24 protein-coding genes, 2 pseudogenes and 1 riboswitch are annotated in these 22,997 nt (G+C 54.1%); of the genes and pseudogenes, 16 read left to right on the plus strand and 10 right to left on the minus strand.

Annotated elements, in window-relative coordinates; genetic code table 11:
* The first annotated feature begins 10 nt into the window (after positions 1 to 10).
* The 3 genes from A6764_RS10485 (at position 11) to A6764_RS10495 (ending at position 2,507) form a co-directional block, all read left to right on the plus strand.
* Positions 11 to 676, plus strand: a complete 666-nt coding sequence (locus tag A6764_RS10485; protein WP_051967898.1) for a bifunctional 4-hydroxy-2-oxoglutarate aldolase/2-dehydro-3-deoxy-phosphogluconate aldolase — start codon at positions 11 to 13, stop codon at positions 674 to 676.
* Between the two features lie 82 nt (positions 677 to 758).
* The gene (locus A6764_RS10490) at positions 759 to 1,532 is read left to right on the plus strand and encodes an IclR family transcriptional regulator (protein WP_029098879.1); all 774 of its coding nucleotides are present in this window, start codon (positions 759 to 761) and stop codon (positions 1,530 to 1,532) included.
* A 75-nt stretch (positions 1,533 to 1,607) separates the two neighbouring features.
* Positions 1,608 to 2,507, plus strand: a complete 900-nt coding sequence (locus A6764_RS10495) for a fumarylacetoacetate hydrolase family protein (protein ID WP_065066565.1) — start codon at positions 1,608 to 1,610, stop codon at positions 2,505 to 2,507.
* 202 nt (positions 2,508 to 2,709) lie between these two features.
* On the opposite strand, the gene A6764_RS10500 is transcribed toward A6764_RS10495, so the two are convergent.
* Complete coding sequence (locus tag A6764_RS10500) at positions 2,710 to 3,102, minus strand: VOC family protein (RefSeq protein ID WP_083989736.1); 393 nt, start codon at positions 3,100 to 3,102, stop codon at positions 2,710 to 2,712.
* Between the two features lie 213 nt (positions 3,103 to 3,315).
* Entirely contained in the window at positions 3,316 to 3,777 is a 462-nt protein-coding gene (locus tag A6764_RS10505; RefSeq protein ID WP_029098882.1) for an OsmC family protein, read from the minus strand.
* Positions 3,778 to 3,882: 105 nt separating this feature from the next.
* Here A6764_RS10505 and A6764_RS22410 point away from each other — a divergent pair, with 105 nt between their 5' ends.
* Positions 3,883 to 4,002, plus strand: coding sequence for a hypothetical protein (locus A6764_RS22410; RefSeq protein ID WP_413541989.1), 120 nt, complete (start codon positions 3,883 to 3,885; stop codon positions 4,000 to 4,002).
* Positions 4,003 to 4,490: 488 nt separating this feature from the next.
* Here the strand turns inward: A6764_RS22410 and A6764_RS10510 are convergent, their stop codons facing one another.
* On the minus strand, positions 4,491 to 4,670 hold the full coding sequence (locus tag A6764_RS10510; protein WP_035289391.1) for an aspartyl-phosphate phosphatase Spo0E family protein: 180 nt from the start codon (positions 4,668 to 4,670) through the stop codon (positions 4,491 to 4,493).
* A gap of 304 nt (positions 4,671 to 4,974) precedes the next feature.
* Between A6764_RS10510 and A6764_RS10515 the strand changes: the two genes are divergently transcribed.
* The 5 genes and pseudogenes from A6764_RS10515 to A6764_RS10535 all read left to right on the plus strand — a co-directional run bounded on the left by A6764_RS10515 (position 4,975) and on the right by A6764_RS10535 (position 8,177).
* Complete coding sequence (locus A6764_RS10515; RefSeq protein WP_065066564.1) at positions 4,975 to 6,273, plus strand: helix-turn-helix domain-containing protein; 1,299 nt, start codon at positions 4,975 to 4,977, stop codon at positions 6,271 to 6,273.
* The gene (locus A6764_RS10520) at positions 6,270 to 6,395 is read left to right on the plus strand and encodes a hypothetical protein (RefSeq protein WP_255309612.1); all 126 of its coding nucleotides are present in this window, start codon (positions 6,270 to 6,272) and stop codon (positions 6,393 to 6,395) included. The genes A6764_RS10515 and A6764_RS10520 overlap by 4 nt, the downstream gene beginning before the upstream one ends.
* A gap of 360 nt (positions 6,396 to 6,755) precedes the next feature.
* Positions 6,756 to 7,247 (plus strand): ABC transporter permease, encoded by a 492-nt coding sequence (locus tag A6764_RS10525; protein WP_065066563.1) that lies wholly within the window; start codon positions 6,756 to 6,758, stop codon positions 7,245 to 7,247.
* 195 nt (positions 7,248 to 7,442) lie between these two features.
* Positions 7,443 to 7,685 carry a TRAP transporter small permease gene (locus A6764_RS10530; RefSeq protein ID WP_065066562.1) on the plus strand — a complete coding sequence of 81 codons (243 nt, stop codon included), beginning with the start codon at positions 7,443 to 7,445 and terminating at the stop codon, positions 7,683 to 7,685.
* Positions 7,678 to 8,177: pseudogene (locus A6764_RS10535) on the plus strand (TRAP transporter large permease subunit). The gene A6764_RS10530 and the pseudogene A6764_RS10535 overlap by 8 nt, the downstream one beginning before the upstream one ends.
* A 311-nt stretch (positions 8,178 to 8,488) precedes the next feature.
* On the opposite strand, the gene A6764_RS10540 reads toward A6764_RS10535, so the two are convergent.
* The 5 genes from A6764_RS10540 to A6764_RS10560 form a co-directional block, all read right to left on the minus strand.
* Positions 8,489 to 9,016 (minus strand): superoxide dismutase family protein, encoded by a 528-nt coding sequence (locus tag A6764_RS10540; protein WP_065066561.1) that lies wholly within the window; start codon positions 9,014 to 9,016, stop codon positions 8,489 to 8,491.
* A gap of 173 nt (positions 9,017 to 9,189) precedes the next feature.
* Positions 9,190 to 10,038: a sugar phosphate isomerase/epimerase family protein gene (locus tag A6764_RS10545; protein WP_029098907.1), complete on the minus strand. Its 849-nt coding sequence runs from the start codon at positions 10,036 to 10,038 to the stop codon at positions 9,190 to 9,192.
* A gap of 99 nt (positions 10,039 to 10,137) precedes the next feature.
* Complete coding sequence (locus A6764_RS10550) at positions 10,138 to 10,746, minus strand: NAD(P)H oxidoreductase (RefSeq protein WP_065066560.1); 609 nt, start codon at positions 10,744 to 10,746, stop codon at positions 10,138 to 10,140.
* A 67-nt stretch (positions 10,747 to 10,813) separates the two neighbouring features.
* Entirely contained in the window at positions 10,814 to 11,779 is a 966-nt protein-coding gene (locus A6764_RS10555) for an LLM class oxidoreductase (protein WP_065066559.1), read from the minus strand.
* Positions 11,780 to 11,884: 105 nt separating this feature from the next.
* Complete coding sequence (locus A6764_RS10560; protein WP_029098910.1) at positions 11,885 to 12,187, minus strand: ArsR/SmtB family transcription factor; 303 nt, start codon at positions 12,185 to 12,187, stop codon at positions 11,885 to 11,887.
* A 166-nt stretch (positions 12,188 to 12,353) separates the two neighbouring features.
* Here A6764_RS10560 and A6764_RS10565 point away from each other — a divergent pair, with 166 nt between their 5' ends.
* Positions 12,354 to 13,028 carry an SOS response-associated peptidase gene (locus A6764_RS10565; protein WP_065066558.1) on the plus strand — a complete coding sequence of 225 codons (675 nt, stop codon included), beginning with the start codon at positions 12,354 to 12,356 and terminating at the stop codon, positions 13,026 to 13,028.
* A gap of 235 nt (positions 13,029 to 13,263) precedes the next feature.
* Positions 13,264 to 13,389, plus strand: a riboswitch (cyclic di-AMP (ydaO/yuaA leader).
* 109 nt (positions 13,390 to 13,498) lie between these two features.
* Positions 13,499 to 13,756 (plus strand): annotated as a pseudogene (locus A6764_RS22415) (amino acid permease); the annotation flags it as partial.
* 477 nt (positions 13,757 to 14,233) lie between these two features.
* Here A6764_RS22415 and A6764_RS10575 read toward each other — a convergent pair.
* Positions 14,234 to 15,496 (minus strand): dicarboxylate/amino acid:cation symporter, encoded by a 1,263-nt coding sequence (locus tag A6764_RS10575; RefSeq protein WP_065066556.1) that lies wholly within the window; start codon positions 15,494 to 15,496, stop codon positions 14,234 to 14,236.
* Positions 15,497 to 15,599: 103 nt separating this feature from the next.
* Between A6764_RS10575 and A6764_RS10580 the strand changes: the two genes are divergently transcribed.
* On the plus strand, positions 15,600 to 16,958 hold the full coding sequence (locus A6764_RS10580) for an aspartate aminotransferase family protein (protein WP_065066555.1): 1,359 nt from the start codon (positions 15,600 to 15,602) through the stop codon (positions 16,956 to 16,958).
* An 87-nt stretch (positions 16,959 to 17,045) separates the two neighbouring features.
* Entirely contained in the window at positions 17,046 to 17,912 is an 867-nt protein-coding gene (locus A6764_RS10585; protein ID WP_065066554.1) for a MurR/RpiR family transcriptional regulator, read from the plus strand.
* A 126-nt stretch (positions 17,913 to 18,038) separates the two neighbouring features.
* Here the strand turns inward: A6764_RS10585 and A6764_RS10590 are convergent, their stop codons facing one another.
* On the minus strand, positions 18,039 to 19,805 hold the full coding sequence (locus A6764_RS10590; RefSeq protein ID WP_065066553.1) for an adenine deaminase C-terminal domain-containing protein: 1,767 nt from the start codon (positions 19,803 to 19,805) through the stop codon (positions 18,039 to 18,041).
* Between the two features lie 190 nt (positions 19,806 to 19,995).
* Between A6764_RS10590 and A6764_RS10595 the strand changes: the two genes are divergently transcribed.
* Genes A6764_RS10595 through A6764_RS10605 form a run of 3 tightly spaced genes read left to right on the plus strand, consistent with a single transcriptional unit; the run spans position 19,996 to position 22,930 of the window.
* Positions 19,996 to 20,520: a gamma carbonic anhydrase family protein gene (locus tag A6764_RS10595; RefSeq protein WP_035297301.1), complete on the plus strand. Its 525-nt coding sequence runs from the start codon at positions 19,996 to 19,998 to the stop codon at positions 20,518 to 20,520.
* A gap of 25 nt (positions 20,521 to 20,545) precedes the next feature.
* Complete coding sequence (locus tag A6764_RS10600; protein WP_255309608.1) at positions 20,546 to 22,108, plus strand: class I adenylate-forming enzyme family protein; 1,563 nt, start codon at positions 20,546 to 20,548, stop codon at positions 22,106 to 22,108.
* 30 nt (positions 22,109 to 22,138) lie between these two features.
* Positions 22,139 to 22,930, plus strand: a complete 792-nt coding sequence (locus A6764_RS10605) for a response regulator transcription factor (protein WP_051188175.1) — start codon at positions 22,139 to 22,141, stop codon at positions 22,928 to 22,930.
* Positions 22,931 to 22,997: the final 67 nt, after the last annotated feature.

The raw sequence follows: 22,997 nt of genomic DNA on the forward strand, positions 1-22,997 counted from the left end.
AGAGCCAACCATGCTGCCGAAAACCATGCTGCTGGAACGATTGGTGGAAAGCGGTGTGATCGCCGTGATCCGCCGGATTCCGGAGGACAGGATCGAACAGGTGGCGGACAGTCTGGTGCGGGGAGGCGTTACGGCGCTTGAGATTACGGTGGATTCGGAGAGCGCGTACGCGTCCATCGCCACGCTCAGCCGCCGCTATCAGGGGCGCGCGATAGTCGGAGCGGGAACGGTGATCGACAGCGAATCCGCCGTGATGGCGATCAAAAGCGGAGCGGACTTCATCTTCAGTCCCAGCCTGCATCAAGACGTGATTCGTGCCGCGTTGCGCTATGGAAAGATCGCCGTTCCGGGCGTGATGACGCCGACCGAGATGATCACCGCCGTGGAGTGGGGGGCCGATTTGGTCAAGGTATTCCCCGCAGCCGCGCTCGGCGTACCGTATCTGAAAGACGTCAAAGCGCCGTTTCCGCACATCCCGATCATTCCCACCGGGGGAATTGACGAGCACAATGCCGCCGCTTTTATCGAAGCGGGAGCCGCAGCGGTCGGCATTGGCGGAAAGCTGCTGGATCGCCGGGCGATTGCCGCCGGTGACTTTGCCGTCGTGGAACAATCGGCCCGAACGATTGTGGAAGCCGTTCGCCGCGCCCGTGTTGATTGCGGAACAACCAAGTAAAGAGTCTCGTTCATAGGTCCCGTTTCTATGGTAATATATCTCCAGCATCATTCCGTAATCACATGGGTAAAGGGTGGATACAATGCCGATCATTCAAGCTGTGGAACGTGCGCTGAAGATACTCGACCTCTTTGACGAACAGGAAACCGAACTGAAAATCACCGAGATCAGCGAGCGTATGCAGTTGCACAAGAGCACGGTTCATTCCCTGTTGAAGACGCTGCAGGCACACGGCTACATTGACCAAAACCCGGAAAACGGCAAATATCGGCTGGGGATGAAGCTGTTTGAACGAGGAAATTTTGTCATCCATGGTCTGGATATTCGGAAAATAGCGAAAAGACATCTCGTCGACTTGTCCCTGAAAACCGGGCAAACGACTCATCTTGTCATCCTGGACGACAAAGAGGGCGTGTATATCGACAAGGTGGAAGGCCCCATGGCGACGATTTTGTACTCGCGCATCGGCAGGAGAATCCCCGTACACTCCAGCGCGGTCGGCAAGGTGCTGGTCGCCTTTTTGTCGGAGGAAGAGCTGCAAAACATCCTGGACGGCTATCAGTACGTGGCGCAGACGCCAAATACGATTACGAATGAACAGGCCTTTCGGCAGGAACTGGAGAAGGTGCGGCAGGCTGGTTACGCCGTCGACAATCAGGAAAACGAGCCGGGAGTTCGCTGCATTGCCGTTCCCATCCGCAATCACAAGGGGCATGTGGTGGCTGCCGTCAGCATCTCCACGCTGGTCTCCCGCGTAGACGATCAAACGCTGATGGAATTTCTCGGCATGCTGAAACCGGCCGCAGAGGAAATGTCGCAGCAGATGGGGTACGGCATTGCCTCACGTCATCCATGACAGGGGAGTGCACCCTCGGGTGTCGGCTTCTTTTAAAACTCGGTTTTATCATACAAAACAAATGGAGGGTACCATATGCGGATTATTCGATTCTTGTTGGGGGACTCTGTTCCGGCGCTTGCAGCCGTTCCCGATGATTCCCGAGTGTATGTGCTGCCGCAGCGTGATTTTCTCGACCTGGTCAGGGAGGCGGATCAGCGCGGGACCACCCCGCTTGCCGTGGTCCAGGAAGCGATCGCCGGCTCGCAGCCGATTCCGCAGCGAATGGAAGAACTGCCGCTCTTGGCACCGTTGGAAGCGCCGGAAGTCTGGGCGTGCGGAGTGACGTACGAGAGAAGCAGGGATGCGAGAAACTACGAGGCGACTGGCGGAAAGCTGGGCGTCACGACGTTTTACGACAAAGTGTACGAGGCGGAGCGGCCGGAGATTTTCTTTAAATCGACCGCGGCCCGCACGGTCGGCCCCAATCGGGAACTGTACCTGCGCAGCGATTCCAACTGGCAGATTCCGGAGCCGGAACTTGGCCTGGTCCTCGCCAGTGACGGCAGAATCCTCGGATATACGGTCGGCAACGACATGAGCTGCCGCGACATCGAGGGAGAAAACCCGCTCTATCTGCCCCAGGCGAAAATGTGGCGAGGCTCCTGCTCGATCGGCCCGGCGATACGCCTGGCGGAAACGGTGGAAGACCCGTACGCCTTCCAGATCACCTGCCGCATCAGCCGAAACGGAACCACGGTGGTGGAAGGAACGGCAAGTACCGGGCAGTTGAAGCGAAGGTTCGACGATCTGGTCGCGTATCTGCTGCGGGACAACCAGATTTTTGACGGCACCGTGCTTTTGACCGGCACATGCATCGTCCCGCCGGATGAGTTTACGTTGGCAGACGGGGATCGCATCGAGATTGAGATATCCGGGATCGGCGTGCTGGCCAATCCCGTAAAAAGCCAGGCGGTGAAGAGCGTTACCGTGTGAGAAGCGGGAGGGGGTAGTGGACGTGTCAACAGAGCACCTTCAGACACCGAGAAGCGGACGCCACACTCCCAGACCCGCAGGAGCGACCGCAGCCGTCTGCGGCCTCACGATGGGGAGCGCCTTGAGAGCGGTTCGTACAGACAAAATAGAAAGAAGGGGCGAAGATACGATTGACAAGCATCTTCGCCCCTTCTTTCTTGTATTAGTGTTTGGGAAGGGGTACCTGCCACGACACACCGAATTTTTCTTCCACCCACCCGAACTTTTCGCTGACGGGAGAAGGAGCTAACGGCATTAATACTTTGCCGTCTTGCGATAATTTCTCGAATAGTCGATCAATTTCTTCTGCTGACTCACAGGTGACAAACAGGGACATGGCAGGAGTAAAGGCATGATGAACCCCGGTTTGATTATCGATGCACATCAACGGTTGGCCTTTTAACGTGAAGGAAGTATGCAGCACTTTTCCGTCTTCATGATGCACCACACTCGTGATCTCTGACTGGTCACATAACGAGGTGTAAAAATTCATGGCCTCTTCCGCCTTGCCCGAGAACATAAAAAACGTCGTGATTTTTTGAGTGGAATGTACCACTGATCATCTGCTCCTTTTGTGTACAGGAACGAACAGTACGATAACGAAACGTGTGTTCTCATTGAATGATCGATGAGCGGAAATAATTTATCAACGGTTGCAAATTTACCGGTCTGTTCAAAAGTATTCACAAAATCCTGTTACCATAAACCCTGCAACAAGCAAACATGGAAAGAACCCGACTGCTTTGAAGCGAGTCGGGTTCCTTTTTCTTTACCGATTGACTTTGTTCCACTTGACCTCGAGCTGCACACCAGCGTCAGCCAACAGATTAAAAACGGGGCACCTGCGCTCTACCTCTTTTTGAAGTTCATGCACCCGTTCTTCCCTTTCGTCCGTTTGGATGTTCACGTGGAAGCGAACCTTTTGAAAATGGGGAGATACCCCTTCTTCACCCAGCAACCCCCGAATGTCAATAATCCCCGACGTTTCAAAGTCGATGGCCGAAAACGAGAAGTTCAGTTCGTTCGCGACAAGGGGAATCATTACGCCGTTGCATCCATTCAGTGCGGCCGCGACAAACTCCAAGGGATTGGGCCCTGCGTCTGTTCCGCCTAATTCGACGGGCTCATCCGTCTGAAAAGAGGGAAAATTCCGTACGAAATTCGTCGTCTTTACGCCCGATTCCCATTTGCCTGACGCAGAAACCTTCAACAATGTCGAAGACTGTGCCAAGATCTCACCCCTCAAAACAAAGTAATTTTATAGGGATTATATACTTTGGGCGTGGGAATGTAAAGGATTTCCTGTTGTTCCACGTTTGGCCGGCGTATAACAATCCTGACCGTTGATCCAGGCTGCGCCGGTCAAACCTTCATCCCGGAAAAGCGGAAGAACATCCGGCAGGTCAAATCGTTGCGACCCCCATGCTGTATGGGCGCGCCGGCCAGTCTCGGCTGAAGCGATTGGATCTTCCACAATCTACTTGTTGATGGATACTCTCATTTTTATTACCGTATAACTAATAATTTTTCATAACCTTTGGTTTTCCCCCTCGCCTGGCGTTGGGGGATTTTTTCTCTCAAGCTCTCAAGGGAGGGGACTTTGTGCCGGAGAAGGAAACCCTGTATTCCTGCGAGAAGATATGGGAGAAACACGTTCATGGAAAAATCAGGAAAGAGGAGGAGGCAACTTGGAAATTTTTATATGGATCATACTGGCTGCGCTTAACTATGCCATCCTGTACTGGGTTGTGAAAAGCGCGACTTCCACCTTGGTCTGAACGGGGGCGAAAACGCAGTTCCGCTTCCCGGTTTCCCCAATCAATGATACAATATACATAAGAATTATATGCTTGATTATTCTATGGGTGGAAACGGGGGTACATCCACCACGGTGTTAGGTGCCTGTCCGAGACGAATCGCTGCGTGGAGGGTAAATCTCCTTCCTCACGATTTTCGTTTTCTTCGCTGACTTTCCACGATGTACTGGTCGAGTTCCTGGCTGACCTGCACCACCGCGCCATCCGTCAGCACTCCTTTTTGTTTGACAAGCTCGCAGAGCCGCTTTTGAAGGGTTGCAATGATTTGTGAAAGCTCTTCGTCGCTTACTCGCTTACGTGCCGTCATTCATCATCGCCCCCCAGCTTTTCACTCTTTCTTGAAAAATACCATACGGTTGCGTGAAAACGACGAAAGCTGCTTCTGTGCAACAGCATGACAAACGACTGTCCTTTCCCGGCGAGTCCTGTCGATCCTTGTCTTGTGTTCTCGTTGATCGCGTTACCGTCACTGGCCGTTACACAAACGCAGTTGCAGCGAACCAATGGCTTTTTGTCGAGAAATGTACAACCATTCAAAAAAATAAAGAGAGGTGCTATAGACAGGAGAAGGAAAAAGAAGGAAAAAAGTGAATAAGAGGAGGGTGGGTGCCATGGGAGGGAATGGGAGCGCACTTCTATACACGACCATCGGTGAACTCATTAGGAAATACAGGGGACAAGCCAGCCTAAGCATCACACAACTGGCAAATGTTTCGGGCATTCATAAGACCGTCATCTCCAAGATCGAAAACGGCGATACCAAACGCCCTGAATGGAAGACGCTCAAAGCCATTGCCGGTGTACTGAAAATCCCTCCTCAACAAATCGTGGAGCACTACGTGGACCTGGAACAGCGGCCGGACGCGTTGTTGGAATTGCTGCTGGAAGCGATTAAACTGGCTGACATGCGGGTGGTTTCACGTGTCGCGTTAACGTTTCTCGAATCCCCGCGCGAGGAAACCTATACCTTGTTGGAACGACTGTACCACTTTGCCGGCACTGTCACGAATGCCGAAGTCAAGCTGACCCTGTACCATTTGATCGTGAAATACTCGCGGGAACGCGGGGTGCCGCCGTACATCGCAAAGGGCTTGCTGCAGGCATATCTGATTGAACGGCTTGACTTGAAGCGCCTGGAAGAATCCTTCCGAATGGGTGAGGAGATCATTCATTACGTTGACTTTTTAACGCAGGAAGAACAGATTCTCTTCTATTACAGAATGGCACTCCATGCCCACAACACCAAAAAATATCAGCAGTGTATCCAATTCTGTAAAGCGGGCCTTGCGTTGGAAACGGCTGACACTGAACTTACAGCCAAAGCGTATCTGGCGATGATTAACTCCTATTATTTCTTGGAGAATTTCGATGCTGTGGAACGACATCTGGATGTGTTTGAATCGTTCGATTATGGCTTTGTTCCCGACGCAGCTAAAACAACGCGCGGCATCGTTAAAGCAAAAAAGAAAGATTTTAACGCAGCGATTCCGATCCTTAGAAACTGTCTGGACGAAGGGAGCCGGGACATCAAGATTCATGCGGCAAATGAACTGATGGAAGTCTTTTTCCAGACAGGGGAGATGGACTCCATTGCGGAACTGTTGAAAAGAGAGGAGGAGATCCTGCCCACGAATTTGCAAACGCCCTATAAACATGTATCGATTGGAAGGTATTATCAACAGAAAGCGAAATTTCAAACGAGCATCGGTCTCGTTGATGAAGGAATGAAAAGTTACGCGATCAGTTTACAAGCATACGGAACGGTCAACGCTCTGGAAGAAATCATGACATGCTTGAATGATATTTTATCCTTTTTTTCCAAATCAATAAATTTACAATATATAGAAATGATCCAAAAAGTGTATAATGAAATCGTCAGTAAATGTAAAAAACAGGAGGTGTTAGGGTGAAAAAGACAATCGCAATGATGCTGCTCTCATTGGCCTTTCTTGCAGCGGTGAGTGTTCTCCCGGCAAATGGAAGTATCGCGGCAGCGGAAGTACAACCGAATGTAGTCGATCCGGGGCATTAACCGAAACAGGGCAGCGGAGATTCCGCCTTCAGATGGGAGAAGAAGCTCTCCATTGAGGCGTTGGCAGGACATTTGCCTCGACGGGACATGCTGTTACGGGGGCCAACCTTCAGCGGAATGTCATGGGAAGCTTGGGACGTGTACGGGCAAGCCTGGTCGCTGTAAACGATCAGTCCAGACACGTCCTTATGCGTTTCTAACGCTTTCGGAACGCCTCTCGGACACAAGCATTACCGCTGGACAAGCTCACAATGAGAGAGAATGGACCAAACTCAACCGGCAAAAACGGAGCCGCTCATACGGCTCCGTTGACATGTACGGGCAACAGAATTTTTGATTCATTGGAAGGCTCCGTGGAAAGTGTTTTTCGCCAAGGCGCTTCCCTACTTCATTATCGGTAATGTCGTCATTTATATGACGTTGGGAATCTTGACGAATGTTTTTCACGTGCCGTTTATGGGACAATTGGGGCCGCTGTTCACGCTGATCGCCCTGTTCGTGTTCTGTCTCATGACGATCGGGTTTCTCCTCTCCATATCGGCGCACAATACGATTGATGCATCGAAGAAAACCTTTCAGGTAACCGGTCCGTCATTTATTGTGGCCGGCTATGTATGGCCGTTCATGGCGATGCCCGGCATTTTCTCCTATATCGGACACCTCCTGCCGCTCACGTATTTTTTACACGGGCTGACGGAGGTGATGATCAAGGGGAACGGTTGGGAACAAATTTGGGGAGATTTACGCGCCCTGCTCATCATTTCGTTTTGTGTATGTACCGCAGGGATGCTGCGTCTAACGTTGCAAGGGAAGAAACATCTGAAACAAAAAGAAGGCGCCCTCGAATCATAGGGGGCATGCGATGCGACAATGCCACATCACACACCAAGGGACAGCGGTTAAACGCTGTCCCTTTTTGCTGTGCCGCTCCCCTTGGCGTTCATCACCAAAAAAATCACAAATAATCCTAAAATCGTTCGGCTACACATGCCTATCGAATATTCGTAAGATTGTACATGAAAACGCTTGCCGGAAACGGGGGGTGCTGTGAGATACCTGAAAAAAATCGGTCTGTTGATTGATTCCATCTTTGAAAACGCTGGCCTGTTGGCTCTGCTCTCATTGGTGGTAATCGTGACCATGCAAGTGTTCACCAGAAAGCTGTTTAATTTCGTCTTTTTCTGGTCGGAAGAAGTCACGCTGCTGCTGCTTGGATGGTTGGCGTTTATGGGCATTGCCCTGGGGTTTCGGGAAAACATCCTTCATCCTCACGGGACAAATCATGAGTGAAGGAGGATTGGCCCTGCGTCTGGTCAATCTGGCCCATCTGTTTGCGGGACGAATACGCGGCGGCCTTGCGATGGTAAACAGCGTAGCCTGCATGTTTTTCGGCAACATATCCGGTTCGGCGGTAGCGGACGTGTCCTCCGTCGGCTCGGTGATGATCCCCATGATGAAAAAGAGAGGGTATGATGCTGATTTTGCCGTCGGTGTGACCATCTCTTCCGCGATCCAAGGGGTGGTCGTTCCCCCAGTCACAACCTTGTGCTGTATTCGCTGGCGGCAGGGGGGATTTCCATCGCCAGCCTGTTTATGGCAGGTGTCATTCCCGGGCTGATCCTGCTGGTGTCCTTGCTGCTGACGGGGTACTTGATCGCCAGAAAGCGGGGCTATGAGAAAGGGGATCCCGTGCCTCGCAGCGAGGTGCCCGGCATCCTGCTGCATGGATTTCTGTCACTGACCCCGGCCGTTATCATTGCGGCATTATCTCGGGGTGGTTAACCGCGACGGAATCGGCAGCGATTTAACCAAAGAAGCCCTGAAGACAGGTAATTGGGATGTGATCACGGAAAAGGCGGCCGCCTACCGTTCAAAACTGAGCAGTACACTGACGTCAATTGGATAGGCCTGCCTCCGTTGCCATCAACAAACTAAGGCAGGCGCTGCCCTCCGTACGTATAATGAAGTCATTCACGTACTACTCCTCCGATCATCTGTTGATGGTCGGAGCTTTTTTTTTTGGAATGAACCGTCTCTTGTTCGGGCAGAGGCGGTTTTTTGGCGCGTTCCCGTTTTTTCGCGTCAGGGCGGGCCTATCCCGCCTGAATCACGCCGCATGCCAGGCGGTTTCCTGAATTGCCGGCTGGTTGGGTGCGATAGTCGTCGGGGTTTTGATGAATGATGATGGTTTTCCCGATGACGTCGGAGGCACGAAACCGGTTCGTAAAAAAGTTCATGCGAGCGTACCCGTTGTTGGAGAACAGGACAGGAAAATCCCCCGCGTGATTTCCGTGCGGCTGGTGGGTCGGATTCCAGTGTTCGCCGGCAGCCTGAAACGGGTTGTTCGGGTTTCCGACAGCACAGCTCCCGTGTTCGTGAATGTGGAACCCGTGAGGACCGATTGGCTGCCGTTGCGCCGCAGCGGGCTGATAGGGGGGGAGTCCGGCGACTTCCACGAAGACCTCGGTTCCGTAGGGGACGTCGACAAACATCACCACCCCCCTGAGATGGGGGGCAAGGGGACCGCCTTGTATGTGTGCAAAGGCGCGAGTCGGTACGCGGCGGGACGAATCAGACGACGCGACAGGTACATAGTGTTCGTGGTGTGTGAATGGATGCATGATACCCTCCACAAAGGTAGTTGTCTACTGCCCACTTTATCCTATGTGGAGAAAAGGCATGAGGTTCTTCGGAGTCGTGGCAAGAAAAGATCGCCGTCGGCGGGCGGCAGGTGCCGCGTGCCAACGGCGACAGATGGCGAACGCCGCAGAGCGGCGGGAGGGTCAGGTTTGTTTTACGGAAGCAATCGCAATTCGGCCCAGTGCGGATGTGCCTCCAACCGGCGTTCCATGTCACGGAATGCACGGAGCGAGCGGCTCAGCTTGCTGTAGGCGTCGCCGCCCTCGCTCCAGCCCTGGAAGCCAATCATCCCATCGAAGCCGATCTTTTTCAACTGCCCCAGCAGCGCGAAATTGTCCAATTCGCCTTCGTCCAGCGGCTCGATCGTCGCGACGTTTCCGAAACCGTGCGGATTCCGACGGCTGCCGGACATGTTCACCTGCTTGAGGTACGGCTTTACTGCTTCCAGCGTAGCCGACAGGTTTGTCCCGTCGACAGCGTACCAGTGGTAGCCACAGAAGACGATTCCCAGATTGGGATGATTGATTCGCCGGCACAGCCGGACCGCATCTTCGTGCCGCTCGATCCAGAAGGAGAGGTGGGTGTACAGCAGCAGGTTGATGTTTCGCCGCTCGCAAATTTCGAGCGCCTTTTCCAGCCACTTCACCGCGATGTCGTCACCCGCCGGGTCCGAGGGGCGTATATGATTTCCGACGGATTGAATTGCCAGCTCGACAGTCGAGCAGCCTTCGATCGTCTCCAGCAGCGTCAGGATGCCCGCATTTCGCGGATGGTTCTCGCCCAGCGAAAGATCCAATACGACGTACACACCTGCGACGTCCAGACCGTATTTCTGCTTGACGCTGCTCAGTTTCGCCGCGTCCCGCCACCGCTCTCCGTGCCAGATGGACATGTGCATGGCGTCATACCCGATCTCTTTCAGCATCTCGCAGCGTGCCTCGAAGCTGTATATCCCCATGGAATTGTAGAAGGAAAAATCCATTGCGTACACACGGTAAGCCATCGTTTCGCGTTCCTCCTTTTCGGCCGTTCGGTTCCCCGATCCCCGTATGCTTTCCCAGAATCTGTCTGATGGAGCGTATCGCGCTGTCGCGTCAGCCTGTCAGGTTTGCGTGACCGAATCGCTGTAGGTATACCCCAACTCGTACGCCCGCTTTAGCAGGCTGTCGTAATGCTGCTTGATTTCCTCCTCGCTGTCCATATCTTCCGCCAGCGTGTTGTACAGGAATGCCACTTCCGATTGGGAAATACCCGTATACCCAGCCAGGCCGACATTCAGATAGTGGGAGATCATGGCGTCAAATTGCCGTTTTTTCAAACTTTCCTCTGTCTCTCCGACAAGCGGAATCCACAGGACTTTTTTGTGCGGAAGACGCGATCCGCCGTAAGCAAAGCCGTAGTTCCACGTGCGATCGATATACCCTTTTGTGATGGCCGGCAAGGAGTACCACCATAACGGAAAGATGAACGCCAGTCCATCGTTTCGCTTCAGCCTTGCCATTTCGGCTTGAACACGTGAAGAATAGCTCTTGCGGGGGTTCTCCCAATCCGGTTCGTCTTTTTCCAGGACGAGCGGATGAAACTCCTCCCCGTACAAGTCCGCCACTTCCACTTCATGTCCGGCATCGGCCAGTCCCTGAACAAAACGCTCGGCGACGGAAAACGTAAGCGATTCTTTTCTGGGATGCGAGACGATCGTCAGCACCTTCATTCCCAACCACTCCCCACCAGATTTTGTGAAAACCGGCCGCTCACGTGGCAGCCGGATTCTTGCCTGTTCACGATACGCTTTCCGGTTTGCTGGTCAGTGCGGGAAAGTGCGGAACCACTTCTTCGCCCAGTTCTTCCAGCACTTCTTCAAACGGACGCTGGCCGTATTTCAGGTTGATGATCACGTGATTGACGCCCGCATTTTTCAGACTTTCGATGAACCCGATGAGGGGATTGCGCCCGATGCGAAAGCCCAAGTGAATGGGGATCGGCGGATGATTCGGGTCGTCGGTCAAATCGACATAGAGGGACTGGCTGAATGGCTTGAACCCGTCCGTCAGCGAACGCCAATTGTTGATCAGTTCCGACTGGAATTTCAGGTTTCGGGGATAGTACAGCCAGCCGTCACTGTTTTGGGCGATCCATTCGACGGACTGGGAGCTGTGGCCGGTAACCAGCACCGGAATGTCCCCGAGTCGCGGCTTGGGCAAGAGGTCCCCGTTCCACATGTCCACCCGCGGCGATTTGATCGCAGGGAAACTCTCCGCCCACACTTTTTTCATGACCAGCAGGGATTCCTGAAAGAACGGACTCCGGTTTTCCGGATCGACGGAGAAGGCCGGGAATTCGATCGGACGGTCCCCGGTCGCCACCCCGAGAATCAGGCGCTCGCCGGACAGTTTGTCGACGGATGCCGCTGCTTTCGCGACATGCAGCGGGTGACGCAGCGTGAGAATAATACTTGCCGTACCCAGCGCGATCTCCTTGGTATGGGCGGCAATATATCCCAGATAGACCCAGGGATCATACATTTGGCCCGCATCGCCGAAATGGGGGTCATGCAGCGGAACATCCCGGACCCACAATGCGGCAAAATTCAGCTCTTCCGCTCGTTTGGCCAGTTTCAGCTGCTTGTCCATGTCCATCTCCGGAACGCTGCCTTGGTATGATTCCAGCGGGAAGAACAGCCCCAGCGTCAGTTTGTTTTCCTGATACATGCGCGTGTAACCCTTGTGGTTGTCAAACCGGTTCATGATGACTCCTCCATATCTATATATCTATAATTATCGATATAATAATAAAAGAAAGGGCAGGGAACCTACAAGCCCAAAAGTGTAAATGTGTAAAAATCCGTCCCCTTACAGATCCCTTGATAACCGTTCCATCACTTTTTTGATGTTTTCCTCATCTCGCTTGTAATACGTAAATTGCCCAATCCGTTTTGCTTTTATCAATCCCGCTTTTTGCAGCATGGACAGATACAGGGACACGGTGGATTGGGACAATCCCACCTTTTTTTGAATGTCGCTCACGCAAACCCCGTCTTCGTGAATGTCTCCGTGAAGCGGTTTGGGAAAGTGAACGTCCGGTTGTTTTAACCACTGTATGATCTGCAGCCTCGTTTCATTGGACAAGGCTTTCAATACGTCCAAAAGTTCCATGATATCCTCCAGATTCTTCTTTCGTGTATCGCTTACAGTATCCCACATTTCGAAAGCGGGCTGGCTGCATGATCCCGCCAATGTCAGGGGACCACACCCTCCCTCGCTTGGACGGGGATGTTTTTCCTTGAGCCCGGGAAAGCTGGTGGCAGGAGGGAGATTGCCCATGTGCGGCCGTTTCGCGCTGGTCACCGCCCCGGAAAAACTGATGAGCCGATTTCACCTGCAGGACATCCCGTTTGAATGGAAGCCGCGGTACAACATTGCGCCCGGCCAGCCCATCCCGGCCATACTTGCCGACGGCGGTCGCCGCAGAATCGGCCAACTGCGCTGGGGACTGGTTCCGTCGTGGGCGCGGGACCAGAAGATCGGCTCCAAGATGATCAACGCCCGCGCCGAAACGCTGCGGGAGAAACCGGCTTTTCGGCGGCTGTTTGAACGCAAGCGCTGCATGATCCCGGCCGACGGCTTCTACGAGTGGAAGCAGATGGACCGGGGGAAACAGCCGATGCGCATCACCATGCGGGACGGAGAACCCTTTGCCTTCGCCGGCCTGTTTGACACCTGGACGGCGCCTGACGGCCACAAGCTTCACACCTGCACGATCATTACCACCCGGCCCAACGAGGTCGTCGCAGACATCCACGACCGGATGCCGGTGATACTGCGTCCGGAACATGAGAGCGCGTGGCTCGACCGGGACAGGTTCGATGCGGAATGGCTGCAGTCGCTGCTCGTACCGTACGATCCCCAGGCGATGAAGGCATATCCCGTATCGGCGATGGTCGGGAATCCGAAAAACGACCGGCCGGAATGTTTGGAAGAGGCCCCCTGGTCATAGCGGGGAAAACTCCGTCAGCGCCTGGCTGCGGTGCGTTTGCCATTTCTATTTTATCCTGCTGCGTATTCCTGGGAAAGAACCTCGTGTGCTCATCCCATCCGCCATCACGAGTTATTGCGTGCGCATTCGATTTCATTCGAAAGAAAAACATAGACAGGTTTGTATGCGCTTTCATTGAGCGGCGTACCCGTTGCACGTTGGGGGAGACGGGATTATGTTTGGAGGGAGAATTTCATATCGTGACACGCTGAATCGAAAGAGCGGGGGAACCACTTTTTGGGGTGAATCGCAGAACATGCGTAGGGCTAATTCCACTGCCCGAATCCGTCAGCTAACCTCGTAAGCGTTGTGGAAAGGGGGATGCACTTGTGATGTCGAGGCTGCGGCTGCAAGGGTAATACAACCTTTGTGGCCTTTTTTCTCGTTTTCCAGGTAAATCCAACCCGAAGGAAGGTCAGACACGAATGACAATTGGTCAGTTGAAGCGTTTCTTCATTGGGTCACCATTGCGAACAAGGCAAATCGCTCACGAAAAATTGCCGAAATGGAAAGCGCTGGCGATCTTTTCATCCGATGCGCTCTCATCGGTCGCGTACGCTACGGAAGAGATTTTGCTCGTGCTGGCCCTGATTGGATTCGGCGCGTTTGCTTATTCCCTCCCGATCGCCATCGTGATTCTGGTATTGCTGACGGTCGTGACGCTCTCCTACCGTCAGATTGTCCATGCCAAGGGGATTTCGGATGACATCGTAGCGGTCACCGTCGATTTTGATGATGAACATGCGGGACAAATGCGGGAAAAATGGGAAAAATGGAATCCGAACGTTCCGTTGATTATTTTGCGTTCGCCTTACCGAACCGTGATTGCGCCGCTCTTGAAGTACATCGATACCCTGGAGAAGGAAAAAGAAGGGGATGCGTTTATTACCGTGCTCGTCCCGCAGTTCATCGTCCGCAAATGGTGGCATGCGTTATTGCACAACCAAACGGCATTCCTGCTGAAAGCCGCGCTGATCTATCGGAAAGACGTGGTTGTGTCAACGATACCGTTTCACCTGCATGAGTAACCCTCCCCAAAACCAGGTCACTTGAGAGCAGTGACCTGGTTTTTCCTTTTTCATGTCCATACCGTACATGCCTTTCCAGTTCGATCCGCTTTGCAGGGGTTCCGGATGAATGACCGGTGCCCGCTCTCTCTTGATGAATCACGAGGAAAGACTTCCGCGTTCGGAAGAAGCCGCCATCCCGTCAAGGACGACAGGCCCCTTTTGAAAGACGCCTTCCCATCTCGCCACGGCTACGCATGAAAAGACATGTCCCATCACATTCACCGCGGTACGTGCCATGTCGATGACCCGGTCAATCCCGAGAATGAGGGCTACGCCTTCAGCAGGCAAACCGACGGCGGTAGCGGTGGCCAGCAGAATCACCATGGAAGACGACGGGACCGCGGCCACCCCTTTGCTGGTGACAACGAAAAACAGCACCATCATGAGCTGCTGCTGCAGGCTCATGTCAATGCCAAACGCTTGGGCGATAAACAAGCCGGCAATGGTCAGGTAAAGCGTGGTGCCGTCCGAATTTAACGGCATGCCCGCCGGAATGACAAACGAAGTGATGTATGTGGGGACGCCGAATTTTTCCAGACGCTGCATCAGTTGAGGCACGACCGTCTCGGTACTCCCGGTGGAAGCGCCAATCACCATCAGGTCCCAAATCATCCTGTACACGTCAGTGATGCGGATGGAAAGGAACACAGCGACCAGCGGAAAGAGGCCGAACACGAGGACAGCCAGCCCCAGATAGGCAGTCCCGATGAGTTTAAGGAGCGGGAACAGCAGCGCGATTCCATACGTGCCAATGGTAGCCGACATGAGCGCAAACACGCCGATCGGGGCAACCTTCATCACCAGATTGACGAGACGAAACGACGCTTTCGATGCGATTTCCATGATGGACAGGAAGGGCTTCGCTTCGTTTCCGAGACCGACCAGTGCGGTGCCGAACATGATGCAGAAAAAGATGACGGCCAAAAGATCGCTTTTCGCAAGCACATCGACAATGTTGGTCGGAATGATGTTCAGGAGAAGGGTTTTCGCGTCCAGTACTTTCGAGGTATTCGAGGCAATCGCGGTAATATCGGCTTTGGGTAGCTGGCTCAGGTCGATTCCCTTTCCGGGCTGTACGAGGTTGCCGACGGCCAATCCGATGAACAGGATGAGCGTCGTAATCACTTCAAACCAAATGATCGTTTTCAGGCCCACGCGCCCCATGCGTTTGATATCGCCAATGCCCGTGATCCCAACCAGCAGGGTCGTCACGATCACGGGGATCACGACCATCTTGATCAGGCGAATGAACGCATCGCCCAGCGGTTTTATGGCTGTCCCCGCTTCCGGGAAGACATGCCCGAACAGCGCGCCCAGCACGGTGGCCCCGAGAATGTAAAAAGCCGATCTCGTTTTCATACAATTCCCCCTTTTCTTAATTTTACTATCATATGAAATTATTATTGCTTATATCTTTTAGTGGTGCAATAATTATTTCATCATAGACGTGGAGGGATTCACCTTGAACCTTTCTTCCTTACAGCAGCACTACCGCGAAAAACGCCCGAAATCGGCCGCGTTTTTTGAGCAGGCCCATACGCTGATTGCAGGCGGAGTGAACGGAAATCTTCGCTACTATCAACCCTTTCCCATTACCTTTGAGAAGGCACAGAATGCTTGGCTGTATGACCTGGATGGACATGGGTACGTAGACTACCTGCTCTCCTATGGCGCTTTGCTTTTGGGACATGGCCATCCGGTCGTGCGGAAAGCGATTCAACAGGTATGGGAACAGCAGGGGACCAGCAGTTTTGGAGCGACTCATCCGATGGAACTGGAGATGGCGCAAGAACTGGCGGGCCTGTATCCCAGCTTCGAGGAAGTGCGGTTTACCAATTCCGGTTTGGAGGCGACGCTGTTTGCCCTGCGTCTGGCGATGGCCTACACGGGGAAAACGCATATCGCCAAATTTGAGGGCCATTATCACGGGGCGCATGATCATGTGCTGGTCAGCGTAAATCCAACCATTGACCGCGTAGGAGATCAATCGTCGCCGGCGTCCGTACCGGAATCCCTGGGGACACCGGATTACTATCTCCGGCATACCGTCGTACTTCCGTTCAACGATTGGGACGCTTGCGAAAAGATTGTGACGGAGAAGAAGGATCAGATTGCGGCTGTCATCGTGGAGCCGATGCAGTCCGGATACATCCCGGCCGACCGCCAGTTTATGGCGAATTTGCGGGAACTGACCGACCGGCTCGGAATCATCCTCATCTTTGATGAAGTCAAAACAGGCTTTCGTGTTTCGTTGGGGGGCGCCCAGGACTACTATGGCGTCCAGCCCGATTTGACCGCTTTGGGAAAAGTGGTGGGAGGAGGGTTCCCGATCGGCGTCGTAGGGGGAAAACGCCGCCTTCTCGAAATGTGTTCGCCTCTGCGCTCCAGCAATCGCCATGAAGTCGTCTTTCACAGCGGCACCTTCAACGGGAATCCCATCTCGCTTGCGGCGGGTCTGGCTACCATTCGGTATTTGAAGGAGCCGGGCCGCTTTGAATCGCTGGTGCAGCGCACACATCAATTGCGCGACGGCATTCACGAGCTTGCCCGGCAGTACCGCATCCCCGTAAACACCGTGGGAGTCGGTACCATCTTCAACGTCCTGGCTACCGAGGCAGAGGTGCGGAATTATCGTGATCTGGGGGCCAACCGCCACGAGCTTCGCCTTGCGCTCGACTATCTGCTGATGGATCACGGCGTCTATTCGAAACCGCTCAATCGCTTTTCGATGTCAGACGCGCACGGACCGGCAGAAATTCAGGCGACGCTGGACGCGTTTGAAAAAAGTTTTGCCGCTCTGGGCCAATTTGTGACCGTATAGTCTTCTCCCTCGACGTTGTCGCCGCCTCTTTCCTTTCGTATACTTAACGGTATTGGATGTACGGGACAACGTTTTGAGGTGATCACGATGGAACACGGACCTTCCATTCTCCAGAAGGTGTCACAGTTGTACGCACAGATGAGTCCTTCGCAGCAGCGAATTGCGGACGTGATTTTGCGGGACCCCGAGTCGGCTGCCTTTTACAACGTCGCCGAGATGTCCAGAAAGGCGAATGTCAGCGAGTCGACGGTTACCCGCTTTGCCACGTTTATCGGCTGTTCGGGCTATCCGGCGCTCTCGCGCGAACTGCAGGAACTGGTCCGATCAAAGCTGACCACCGGCGAGCGGTTCCAGCTCTCGCGCGTGATTGAAAGCGCCGAGCAGCGAACGGTCCTGCAATATTTCGAAGAGGATGTCCAAAACCTTACGCTGATGATGGAACGGATCGATTTGGAGGCGTTCGCGAGGATCGTAAAACGTCTCGTCACGGCTCAACGCATCGGGATCGTTTGCTCGCGAAGCACGCTATCCATCGGGCTCTTCTTCGAGTTTTACCTGCGTTTCCTGAACAAGGAGGCCGTCTTGTTTACCGGAGAGCCGCGCACGGTCGATCATTTGCACCGATTCGGCTCCGACGATGTGATCGTGGGTATCGGGTTTGCGCGATACTCCCGCTTTACGGTCGATTGTCTGGCCTACGGGAAGAAGAAAGGGGTTCAAGTCGCAGCCATTACCGATTATCCCTCTTCGCCGCTGGTTCGTCATGCCGACGAGGTCCTCTATACACCGACAGGCATTGCGTCGCATATGGATTCCCTGGTGGCGCCGCTTTCGGTCGTCACCGCCCTGCTGCGGGCGATGACCCAGGCGTCCGCCGAGCAGGCCAAGGATGTACTTCTGGAATTGGAAGAGGTCTGGATGAACTTTGATATTTACGTAGAACCCAGGAAATAGTCGTGTGCGTACGTGACAACTTTTCCCGCAGACAACGAATGACAAAAACCCTTCCAGCATCGGAAGGGTTTTTGTCTTGTTTGCGAGCCGGGTGAGCAACCGCTTTTTGGAGAAAGTATCCCGTACCTACCCGCCCAGCTCCCGGGAGCGGATCAAAATGGTACCCGTCTTGACCGACAACAGCCCCTTTCGGGTAAAACGGATCGAGGGCAAATGCGTGGCGGAGAAAAACAGCAGGGAATAGATCGGGTCCTCATGCCGGTGCCCGCGCTCTCGCAGCAGGTGAACCAGCGTGCTGGTCCGGGCAATGAGGACATCCATGTTCTCCAGACTCATCCCGCCCATCAGAGGCAGAGAGAGCTCGAACAGCGGCTGGCCGTTTTCCATGAGGCAGATGCCGCCGCCGTTTTCCATGATCCGATTGACCGCCTGGGCCATCTGCACGGCATCCTTGCCGAGGACGATGATATCCTGCGACAGTGTGTAGGTGCTGGCCAAGGCATGTATGTTCCCGAAGCCTTTCACGATGCCGGTGCAGATCCATTTCCCCTGGCGGTCCAGCAGCGCGGCATAGAGATAATCGTCGTGCGCGGTCAGTACAATCGCGCCGTTCCTTTCGGGAAGGGATTCGTTTCGATGCGAGAGAATCGCCGCGTTGATCATGTCCGCAACGGGAAACTTCCCTCCGGTGCTTGCCACGCGAAACCATTCCGGCTCCGCTTTCCAGGTAGGGGCAGGAATTTTTCCGATTCCGAACTGCGCCCAGTCGATCTCGGGAAGCGGGGCGATCACCCTGCCCTGTTCCAACGCCATTTTGCCTTCCGCCATGACTTTGACCGGGGTGGGATAGGCAAGATCCTCCAGGAAGAGGATGTCCGCAAGCCGGCCCGGCGCGATGCCTCCCAGCTCCTGATCCAATCCGTAATAGACCGCGGGATTCAGCGTGGCCATCCGATACGCGTCGACGGGCGGCACCCCGTTTTCGATCGCCAGCCGGATGAGATAATCGGTGAAGCCGTGCGCAAAAAAGAACGGCGCCGAACCGTCCGTTGTCAGCATGAAGCGGCTCCAGGACAGGTTCTTTTCCGGAAGCAGCCCCCTGACCAAGTCCGGCAGATCGGGTCGGATCGACGAATGCCGCAGCGCTGCATAGAGGCCAAGCCGCAAACGGCGAAGCACCTCCTCGGCGGTGATGCTTTCATGGCAGCAGGTGACGCCAGCGGCGGTCACCGCATTCAAGGTCTCCGCCGAGGCCCCCGGATTATGGGTCTCAATCGGTTTTCCTTCCATGCGCACCAGATACATCAGCTCTTCGATGTCTTCCGCGCCATCGAGCAGCTCCCTCCAGGCCGTGAGCTCTCCCGCCTGCAGAACGAGCGGATGCTGCAGCATGCGCTTGACACGCTCCGGGGTAAACGCACGTTTTAGGCTGTCATCGGTGGTTTGCGGGTCGAGGCGGGCCCACCAGAAATTTTTGACCGGCATGCGGTACATGACCGCAAACAATCTGTCGAGCTGGTCCGGCTCAAGCTTTTGGAAGAAATTCAAATTGTCGTGAATCAGCGTGGTTGTTCCGCGGGAGAGGGCAAATTCGGCCAGGGTCAGCGGGTTGTACAGTTGGAAGGGATGGGTGTGGGGCTCGATGTAGCCCGGCACGACCGTGAGATCCGCCGCGTCGATGACCACGGTCTGTTCGTCGGTCAGGGGTTCTTTTCCGCCCACGTAGGCAATTCGGTCCTGACTGATCGCAATATGGCCTTCGCACACTTCCCCGGTATATACGTTCAGGAGCTGTCCAGCCCTGATCCATGCGGTTGCAGGCCGCTGAAAACGGGACACTTCGATCAACTGCTTCCACGATTGTTTGCTGAACGGTCTGATCGGTTTGGACATGTTCATGACTCCCTTGGCAATAGGTTCCTGTTACTCATGATAGTCCGTATTGTTCGGGTTCATTTTCACATTTTTACTCTTTCTTTTTAAAAATTTGCTCTTCTTGCCGACGTCGCTTTCAAGATTTTGAAAATTCCTTTACTTTATAGAGAAAAGGCATGCATGTTCATGGATCAGGAGGGAAAACGAGATGAAGTACATCCTTGCCGACAAAAAGCCAACCGTTTCTCCAACCGCGTATATTGCCCCCGGGGCAAACATCATCGGCGACGTTGCGATCGACGAGTATGCCAGCGTCTGGTTCAATGCCGTGCTGCGCGGGGATACGCAGGGGATCCGGATTGGACGAGGCAGCAATGTGCAGGACGGAACGGTGATCCACGTTGACTCCCGGTATCCGACCGTCATCGGCAGCGATGTGACGATCGGGCATTCCGCGATTGTTCACGGCTGTACGATCGCCGATCGGGTGATTGTCGGAATGGGGAGCATCATCATGGACGGCGCGGTCATCGGCGAGCATACAATCATCGGCAGCGGAACCGTGATTCCCGCCGGCAAAACCTATCCGCCCGGCGTCCTGATTCTCGGCAGTCCGGGCAAAGTCATCCGCGACCTCACGCCGGAAGAGATCGAAAAAATCGTCATCTCCGCGCAGATTTACAAGGACAGAGGCATCCAGTATCGCAGCGACCTGCAACAAATCGAGGCGTGATCACGTCAAGGGGAGGAAGGAGCTGATGAACATGAACCTGGGGTCGCTCTTTGAATTTTCGGCGAATCGCTATCCCAACCAGATTGCCGTCGTCCAAGGTCAGAAACGGTATACGTATGGACAGCTGCACCACGAGAGCAGTGTATTGGCTTCTTCCCTGCAAAAGCTCGGGGTGGGCAAGCGGGATCGGGTGATCGTGCTCATGAAAAACCGCGTGGAGACGATCATCGCCTTCTGGGCCCTGCAAAAAATCGGGGCGGTTTTCACGCCGATCAATCTGAGAATGTCCACGAAGGATATCCAGTACTGCGTCAACGACGTGGAAGCCAAAATGATCATTTTTGAGGACCTCGTGCGCACCTCCGTCCTGAAAAACAAGTACAATATCCGCCCGCTGTTTATAGGGCTGGAACCAGAAGGGGCCGATCTGACCTTTCATGAACTGCTGGAGCAGGGAAAGGGTTCATGTGAACGTCCTCCAATCGATGACAACGATCTGGCCGTCATCCTGTACACGTCCGGAACAACGGGACGCCCCAAAGGCGTTCCGCGCACGCATAAAAATGAATACGCCTCCACGATGGCCCATATTTTGCAAAACAATTACCTGCTGTTTGATAAAACGCTGGGTGCCATGCCGCTCTATCATACGATGGGGCTGCACGCCCTGCTTTCGGTGATGCTGGTCCTCAACGGCACGTACGTCACGGTTCCGGATTTCGATGCGCATGAAGCGCTGCGCCTGATTCAAGAGGAAGGGATCCACAGCCTGTACATGATCCCGAAAATGTATCACGACATGGCATATCACCCGGACGTGGACCGCTATGATTATTCCACGCTGCGGACCATCGGGTTTGCCGGTTCGTCGATGTCCGCGGAGCTGATTCAGCGGTGCCAGGAGGTCTTTCGTCCGCAGACCTTTGTCAATCATTACGGCAGCACGGAAATCTATACCTTCACCACCTGCAGTGAAGTTCTCCAAAAGCCGGGCTGTGCGGGAAAACCCGGCATTCATCAACTGATCCGCGTCATCGTACCCAATCAGGACGGCTCGTCCCATCCGGACGATACCGTGTCCCCCGGCGAGATCGGGGAAATCATCGTCCACACCGACTCGGTGGAAGCGTTTAAAGGATACTGGAACCGACCGGATGCCACCCGGAAGGCCATTCGGGAAGGCTGGTACTTCACGGGCGACCTCGGTTACATCGATGAGCAGGGGGACTTGTATGTAATCGGCAGGGTGGATGAAATGATCATCTCGGGAGGCGAGCATATTCACCCGCAGGAAATTGAAACGATTCTCCTGGAGCATCCGCACGTGTCCCAGGTGGCCGTCGTCGGCGTGAAGGACAAACGCTGGGGGGAAATCCCCGTTGCCTATATCGTGCCCCGAAGCCAGGTAACCCCGCAGGAACTGGACCAGTTCTGCAAGGAGCATCCCCGGCTGGCCAGCTACAAACGGCCGAGGGAATACGTCTTTGTGTCAGAGATACCGGAAAGCCTCACAGGGAAAACGCTTCGCCGGAAACTTGCGCAGATCGAACGGGAAGAAAAAGAAATCTCCAACGTGCTTGACCAATGACCAAACCGTTTCAAGATTGGGGGGATTCGCTTGGCAGCGCTTTTCCTCGTAGACTCGGATGAACAAAGTCGCCAAGCCGTTCGTTGCGTCATCGAAGAGAGTCCATACAAGTATCTGGCCGTCCATGAAGCGGACACGGCACACCGGGCCGGACTCTTGTTGAAACAGATGCAGCCCACCATCATGATCCTCGATCTTTCCCTGCCGGACATGAATGGGGTCTCGTTGGGAAAAATGGCGAAGGGACTGTATCCGCAGCTCCCCATCATTGTACTGTCCCATTTGAAAATGTTTGATTTGGTTCAGGAGTGCATAAACGCCGGTTTTTCTTCCTACTTGTTGAAACCGGTTTCAAAACATGAGCTGATGGCCGCTTTCGATCGCCTGCTGCTGTCGGAGCTCTGCCGAGAGACCCGACATTTCATGGGAGAAGGGGCAGCCCCCGCCACATTCGAAACCGACCTGGGCAATCCGATCGATACCGTCATTCGCTACATCCAGTTGAATTTTCAGCAGACGATCACTCTGCAGGAAGTATCCAGCCTGGTCTATTTGAGCCCGTCTCACTTCAGCCGGCTCTTCAAGGCGGAGACGGGGATTACCTTTGTCGAATACCTGACGCAGTACCGCATCGAAAAGTCAAAAAGCTTGTTGAAAATGACCTCCCTGCCGATCGATGTGATCGCCAACAACACCGGGTTCTCCAGTGCCGGCTATTTTTCCACCACCTTTAAACGAATGGTCGGCCAAACGCCCAGTGAATACCGCAGCCAGTTTCAGGTTTTTCTCCATGGCCAGCAGCATTCTGCACACCGCGCATAGCCGTTTTTCGTGCGCGAATGCATCAGGAAACCTCCGATCGGCGGATGGAGGTTTCCTTGTTTTTTGT

This window comes from Brevibacillus sp. WF146, from assembly GCF_001673705.2.
In the GTDB taxonomy this organism is placed as follows: domain Bacteria; phylum Bacillota; class Bacilli; order Brevibacillales; family Brevibacillaceae; genus Brevibacillus; species Brevibacillus thermoruber.

Excerpts from the sequence above, each read along its gene's own strand:
- A6764_RS10595 (WP_035297301.1), top strand. The coding sequence starts at position 19,996 with ATGAAGTACATCCTTGCCGACAAAAAGCCAACCGTTTCTCCAACCGCG.
- A6764_RS10565 (WP_065066558.1), top strand. The coding sequence starts at position 12,354 with ATGTGCGGCCGTTTCGCGCTGGTCACCGCCCCGGAAAAACTGATGAGC.
- A6764_RS10555 (WP_065066559.1), bottom strand. The coding sequence starts at position 11,779 with ATGAACCGGTTTGACAACCACAAGGGTTACACGCGCATGTATCAGGAA.
- A6764_RS10485 (WP_051967898.1), top strand. The coding sequence starts at position 11 with ATGCTGCCGAAAACCATGCTGCTGGAACGATTGGTGGAAAGCGGTGTG.
- A6764_RS10575 (WP_065066556.1), bottom strand. The coding sequence starts at position 15,496 with ATGAAAACGAGATCGGCTTTTTACATTCTCGGGGCCACCGTGCTGGGC.
- A6764_RS10490 (WP_029098879.1), top strand. The coding sequence starts at position 759 with ATGCCGATCATTCAAGCTGTGGAACGTGCGCTGAAGATACTCGACCTC.
- A6764_RS10545 (WP_029098907.1), bottom strand. The coding sequence starts at position 10,038 with ATGGCTTACCGTGTGTACGCAATGGATTTTTCCTTCTACAATTCCATG.
- A6764_RS10495 (WP_065066565.1), top strand. The coding sequence starts at position 1,608 with ATGCGGATTATTCGATTCTTGTTGGGGGACTCTGTTCCGGCGCTTGCA.
- A6764_RS10585 (WP_065066554.1), top strand. The coding sequence starts at position 17,046 with ATGGAACACGGACCTTCCATTCTCCAGAAGGTGTCACAGTTGTACGCA.
- A6764_RS10590 (WP_065066553.1), bottom strand. The coding sequence starts at position 19,805 with ATGTCCAAACCGATCAGACCGTTCAGCAAACAATCGTGGAAGCAGTTG.
- A6764_RS10600 (WP_255309608.1), top strand. The coding sequence starts at position 20,546 with ATGAACATGAACCTGGGGTCGCTCTTTGAATTTTCGGCGAATCGCTAT.
- A6764_RS10560 (WP_029098910.1), bottom strand. The coding sequence starts at position 12,187 with ATGGAACTTTTGGACGTATTGAAAGCCTTGTCCAATGAAACGAGGCTG.
- A6764_RS10510 (WP_035289391.1), bottom strand. The coding sequence starts at position 4,670 with ATGACGGCACGTAAGCGAGTAAGCGACGAAGAGCTTTCACAAATCATT.
- A6764_RS10515 (WP_065066564.1), top strand. The coding sequence starts at position 4,975 with ATGGGAGGGAATGGGAGCGCACTTCTATACACGACCATCGGTGAACTC.
- A6764_RS10550 (WP_065066560.1), bottom strand. The coding sequence starts at position 10,746 with ATGAAGGTGCTGACGATCGTCTCGCATCCCAGAAAAGAATCGCTTACG.
- A6764_RS10540 (WP_065066561.1), bottom strand. The coding sequence starts at position 9,016 with ATGCATCCATTCACACACCACGAACACTATGTACCTGTCGCGTCGTCT.